This is a genomic window from Acidovorax sp. (genome assembly GCF_047607405.1).
Taxonomy (GTDB): Bacteria; Pseudomonadota; Gammaproteobacteria; order Burkholderiales; family Burkholderiaceae_C; genus Acidovorax.
Window position 1 is genome coordinate 1 of the sequence record NZ_JASGDA010000026.1, and the last position, 5,495, is coordinate 5,495.

Below are 5,495 nucleotides of genomic sequence, written 5' to 3' on the forward strand. Positions count from 1 at the left end.
CCGCAGCCGCGCCCGTGGCGGCGGCCCGGCCTGGCGTGCCGGTGCGCTCCGGCCCGCTGCTGCCGCCCGCAGCGGCACCAGGCCCGACCGGCTTCGAGGACACCGAGATGCCCGCCCCCGACCTGAGCAGCACCCAGTACGGCGAGTTGAACTGAAGCAAAAGGCCCTCGTTCGAGGGCTTTTTTCACAGACAGCTTCTTCAAGACCGCTCGCGTTCCGCCACCCGCGTGGCGAGCGGCGCGGGCACGTAGTCCGGCGCGAACGCGCAGCCCTTGCCGAAGCGGGCCTCCATGGGCGCGCACTGGCGCGCAATGGCCTCGGGCGTGGGTTTGGCGGCATCGCCCTCGTCCACCCAGCGCAGCAGCGCGGCCAGCAGCGTGGGGTAGGTGGGGTCGCTCAGGTAGCTGTGCGTGTCGTGGCGCGTGAAGGTCTGCACCAGCCGCGCGCCGCTGCCGCCGCGCTCCATCGTGGCCTTGAACTGCGCATCCAGCTCGACGAAGGCCGTGGGGTCGCCGATGCCCTTGGCCGTGAGCACCGGCACCGGGATGCTGCCTTGCAGGTCGGCATCCTGCGCGAAACGCGCCACGGCCTCGGGGTCGGCGCGGTAGCGCAGCACGCCTGCGTTGAGCGCCGCGTCGTCCGGCGAGCCCTGATAGACCGCCCCCGCGTTGCCGAACGGGCTGGCGCCGCCCGTGCGGTGCTGCACCACGTCGCGAAAGTGAAAGGTGGCCCAGTTCAAGTGACCCAGGATGGCGCTGGCGGGGATGCGGATCACGTCCACGAGGGTCTGCACCTTGCGCTGCTGCGCGGGCGTGCGCTCGGCGGCGGGCTTGTCCAGCGCCAGGCATTCATTCACGCGCGCGCGCAGGTCGGCCTGCGTCATCGGGTCGCCGGGCGGCAGGCCGGTGTTGAGCGCGTACTGCGGCTCGGTGGGCCGGGGGTGGTTGCCGCACAGGTACTGATAGACCACGCGCAGGTCGGTGCGAAAGTCGTACGACCGCGTGCCGCCCGCCAGCACGCCGCTGGTCAGCAGCACGGCGTCGTAGGGGCGCTGGCCGCCCGCCGTGCGCTGGAACATCTCCGCCCCCTTGGCCGCCACGCTGGCGCCCCACGACTGGCCGTGCAGGAGGGTGCGCCGGGGCTGGGCCACGTGGCGCACGAAGATCTGGCGCAGCCGCTCGGTGTCCTCGGCGGCGGCCCGCACCGCCACGCCGCCCTGGCGGAAGGTGCTGCCCGCCCAGGCGTAGCCCGCGCGGACCATGATGGACCAGCGCTCCAGGTCTTCCACGGCGCGCGCGGGCTGCGGCGCACCCAGCGCAGGCCCGCCGTGGGCGTGCAGCACCAGGTGGCCGTTCCAGTCCCGGGGCAGGGCGATGAGGTAGTACGCGCCCGCCGAGTCCTGGCCAGACAGGCAGCGGGCGATGGCCGCGATGTCCTGCGGGCACGCCGCCGCCGTGGGCGCGGCCTCGGCGGCGGCGCGCGGCTTGTCCTGCCAGGGCGCGCAAGCGGCCAGCGCCAGCGCGGCGCAAAGAACGATGGTGTGCCGTGGCCGTGCGGTCATGGGCCTGCCTCCTGCATTCACTATGAAATCAATAGCTGCTTGTGCTTGCTGGATAAGCGCTAGCGGCCAAAAACACTTCAAACCCCTGCCGTGGCTGCCGCAGGCCGCATGCGCGCCGCCACGCCCGCACCCACCAGCGCTGCGGACGCAACGCCCAGCGCCAGGGTGAGGGCCGAGCCGTAGAAGATGCCTGAGACCATGCCCCGGTCCAGCAGGGCGCCGAACACCGGCGCGGCCACGCAAAAGCCCAGGTCCAGCCCCGAATACACCGTGCCATAGACGCGGCCCGTGGCACCCGGCGGCGCGGCGCGCTTGATGAGCATGTCGCGCGACGGCCCCGCCAGCCCCGTGCCCAGGCCCGCGACGGAGGCCACCACCACGGCGGCCATGCCCGGCAGAACGCCCGTGCCCACGGCCACCAGCAGCGCGGCGGAGGCCAGCAGGCACACGGAGATGATCTTCTCCAGCCGCACCACGCGCCCCGCCAGAAAGCCGCCCGCCACCATGCCCGCCGCCCCGCACAGCATGTAGCCGGTGACGACCAGCGAGGTCACCGACAGCGGCAGGCCGTACAGGGACTGCAGCGCCGGGCTGGCAAAGCTCTGGATAGCGCTGAGGGCGCAGGTGCTCCAGAAGAAGAACGAGAAGCACAGCCACACCGACGGCAGTTTCATGAACGCCATGGGGTGCTCCGGCTGGGCCGCAGCGCTGCCCGCCTTGGGGGCCGCGTGTGCCCACGCGCCCAGGCGGTCGTCCAGCGCGTCGCGGTTCCACACCATGACGCCCAGCACCGCCAGCGCCAGCAGCCCGCCGCACAGGCAGGCCGCGCGCCACGACCCGGTGGCCGTGGCGATGCCCGCCATGAACACCGGCGCCGTCGCCCAGCCCAGGTTGCCGCTGATGCCATGCACCGAAAAGCCGTGCCCCAGCCGCTGCGGCGACACGCGCTTGTTCAGGATGGTGAAGTCCACCGGGTGGAACGGCGCATTGCCCAGCCCCGCCAGCGCCGCCGCCAGCAGCAGGCCCGCGTAGCCCTGCGCCGTGCCCGCCGCCAGCCCGGCGAGGGCAAAGCTGGCCAGCGCGAAGAACATCACGGGCCGCGCGCCCACGCGGTCCACGATGAAGCCCGACAGCGCCTGCCCCACGCCCGAGATCACGAAGAACACCGACACCAAGAGGCCCAGCTCGGAGTAGTTGTAGTGGAACTCGCCGATCAGCCACGGGAACAGCGGCGGCAGCAGCATGTGAAAGAAGTGCGAGCTGCCGTGCGCCAGGCCGATGAGGCCGATGGTGCGTGCGTCTTGCCGCAGCGTGGCGGCGGCGGGCGGTGTGCTGGAAGGTGTCATGCCGCCATGGTAGGCGCGGCGGGCGCGGCAGGTTTACGATAGGCGGACAACTTCTGTCGCCAACATGCCAACCGTTCCCGCCCGCTCCGTGTCGTACGTGGACTCGCTCACGCCCCACCTGTTCGTGCCCAGCGCCGCGCGGCCCGTGCGCGCCAAGCTGCGCCACCTGACGGCCGACACGCAGGTGCTGCCGCACAGCCACCCATGGGCGCAGGTCGCCATCTCCACCACGGGCGTGATCCGCCTCACTGTGGACCGGGGCACCTACATCGTGCCGCCCTCGCGCGCGCTGTGGATCCCGCCCGGCGTGGAGCATGCCGTGACCATGGTCGAAGACGCGGAGCTGCGCACGCTGTACTTCCACCAGCCGCGCGGGCGCTGCGGCCCCGGCGTTCCGCGCGCCGACGAGGCCGCCTGGCGCCAGTGCCGCGTGCTGGAAGTGTCCGAATTGCTGCGCGCCGTGGTGCGCGAAATGCCCACCGCACCCGACGACGGCGCCCCGCTGGCAGCCGCCGAGCTGCAGCGCGAGCGCCACCTGAGCGCGCTGATCCTGGACGAACTCGCGCGCGCCGCCCCCGTGAAGCTGGGCGTGGACCTGCCACACGACAAGCGCCTGCGCCACCTGTGCGAGGCCGTGCTGGCCGACCCCACGCGCCACGCCACGCTGGACGCCTGGGCGCGCGACACGGGCGCCAGCCCGCGCACCGTGGCCCGCCTGTTCCGCCAGGAGCTGGGCAGCACCTTCACGCAGTGGCGCCAGCAGGTCATCCTGGCCAAGGCCGTGGCCCTGGCGGCAAGCCGCCTGCCCATGGGCCGCATCGCCGCCGAGCTGGGCTACAGCCCCAGTGCCTTCAGCGCCATGGTGCGCAAGTCGGTGGGGCAGTCACCGGGGCGCTTCCTGGGGCAGTCGGCGCCAGATTCATAGTGTTTTTGGCCTCTGGCGCTTATGCAGCAAGCGCCAGCAGCTATAAACACTATAGCACTTTCAATCCTCAGCGCGACAGCGCGTCGCGCGTGGCGGTGTCCAGCCGACCGGTCACGGGCAGGCCCTGGTCGCCCTGGAAGGCGCGCAGCGCCTTGGCCGTGCGCGGGCCGAGGGCGCCGTCGGGCGTGCCCACGTCGTAGCCCAGCGCGTTCAGGCGCTCCTGCGCCTCGCGCGCGGACATGGTGGCGCCTGCCTTGGTCTGCGAGGGCGCTGCGGCGCCGTCCACCGTCAGGCGACCGCCGCCGCCCAGGCCCTGGCCCTGCACGCCCTGCGAGCGGTAGTTGCGCAGCGCCACGACCATCTGGTTGTAGGCATCCATGAAGGCTGCCGTGATGACCTTGCCCTGGGCCGTGTTCTGGTAGCCGCCGAGCGCGGCGCCGCCCGCGCCGCCGAACACGCCGCCAAAGCCCGCGAAGTCGGTCTTGGACGCGCTGCCTTCCGACGCCGCCACCTGCACGCCCGAGCGGTTGTCCACCAGCGTCAGCATGGCGCTGGCCTCGCGCGTCTTCAGGCTGCCGCCCAGGGCCGCCAGGGCCTGGCCGCGCCCGCCGCCGATCAGGCCGCCGAGCGCGCCGCCGATGCCGCCCGCGTCGCTGTTCTGGAAGATGATCTCGGGCGACAGGCCGTAGTCGGACGCCACCATCTGGCCCTTGCCGAAGTTGCTGCCGCCGCGCATCTCGCCCGAGCCCATGAGCTGGCGCTCGCGGTCCATCGCGCGCATGCCCGCCGCGCCGCGCTCCACCACGACGAAGCAGTTGGACTGCTGGATCAGCAGGCGCAGCAGGTTGGCCGTGGGCGGCAGCTTGTATTCGTTGCGCAGGATGGTGTACCAGCCCGCGTCCTGGTTCTCGACCAGCGACACCGTGCCCAGCGGCGCGGCGCAGCGTTCGAGCTGGCTGCTGGCGTTGGCGGCGGTGCCGCCGGCGGCGGCGCCCGTGGCCACGGTCTTGGACTCGGCGCTGCCCATTTTCATGTTGGTGGTTTCGCAGCCGGTGAGGGCGACGACGGCGCAGGCAGCCGCCAAGAGCGACAGGGTCTTACGGGACATGGCTTGGGTTTCCTCTCTCGTTTCGGTGAATGGGTGCCCTGCGCGCGGTGCCAGGGGGCCATGGGAGCGCAGGAGCGGCGCGAAATCATAGCCGCGCGTCTTGTTTCCTCACGCTTTCTTGCAAGTTGTTTCCTCCGGCCCGCGTGGCGGATTCCACGCTTTGCGGCACCTGGTACACCCACACCGCCTGCCCGGCGAACGAGGGCAGCCGCACGCCCGCGCCCAGCCCCGGCGCCTCGAACGCCAGGCTGGCGAGCCAGCTGCCCGGCGCCATCTCGGCGCGCGCCTTGGCCGCCGCGCGGGCCATGCTCTCGGGCCGCTGGAACAGATAGACCATCTGGTACTCGCCCCAGTCGGCCGCCCAGATGTCGCCGCGCCGCACGCGCGCCCAGGGGCAGCGCAGGCGGCACAGCAGGGCCAGCGGCCAGCTCCATTCCAGCCCGTGCAGCCGCGCCTGGGGATAGGCCACGCGCAGCGCCATGAGGCCGTGGCCCAGGCCGCAGCCCGCATCGAGCACCGCCGCGCCCGGCGGCAGCGGCGCTGCGGCTTCAAGCC

Annotated in this window: 4 protein-coding genes and 1 pseudogene; 1 reads left to right on the forward strand and 4 read right to left on the reverse strand. The window is 72.5% G+C overall.

All coding sequences use genetic code 11. From position 1 onward, the window contains the following. Window positions 1-199: 199 nt before the first annotated feature. Window positions 200-1,561, reverse strand: coding sequence for a hypothetical protein (locus tag QM569_RS03375; RefSeq protein ID WP_414985814.1), 1,362 nt, complete (start codon window positions 1,559-1,561; stop codon window positions 200-202). Between the two features lie 77 nt (window positions 1,562-1,638). Then, window positions 1,639-2,907 (reverse strand): MFS transporter, encoded by a 1,269-nt coding sequence (locus QM569_RS03380; protein WP_414985815.1) that lies wholly within the window; start codon window positions 2,905-2,907, stop codon window positions 1,639-1,641. 64 nt (window positions 2,908-2,971) lie between these two features. On the opposite strand from QM569_RS03380, the gene QM569_RS03385 reads away from it, so the two are divergent. Then, entirely contained in the window at window positions 2,972-3,832 is an 861-nt protein-coding gene (locus tag QM569_RS03385; protein ID WP_414985816.1) for an AraC family transcriptional regulator, read from the forward strand. 67 nt (window positions 3,833-3,899) lie between these two features. Here the strand turns inward: QM569_RS03385 and QM569_RS03390 are convergent, their stop codons facing one another. Together QM569_RS03390 and QM569_RS03395 are read right to left on the reverse strand one after the other, a co-directional pair. Then, window positions 3,900-4,940, reverse strand: a complete 1,041-nt coding sequence (locus QM569_RS03390) for a peptidoglycan-binding protein (RefSeq protein ID WP_414985817.1) — start codon at window positions 4,938-4,940, stop codon at window positions 3,900-3,902. A gap of 85 nt (window positions 4,941-5,025) precedes the next feature. Next, window positions 5,026-5,495: pseudogene (locus QM569_RS03395) on the reverse strand (hypothetical protein); the annotation flags it as partial.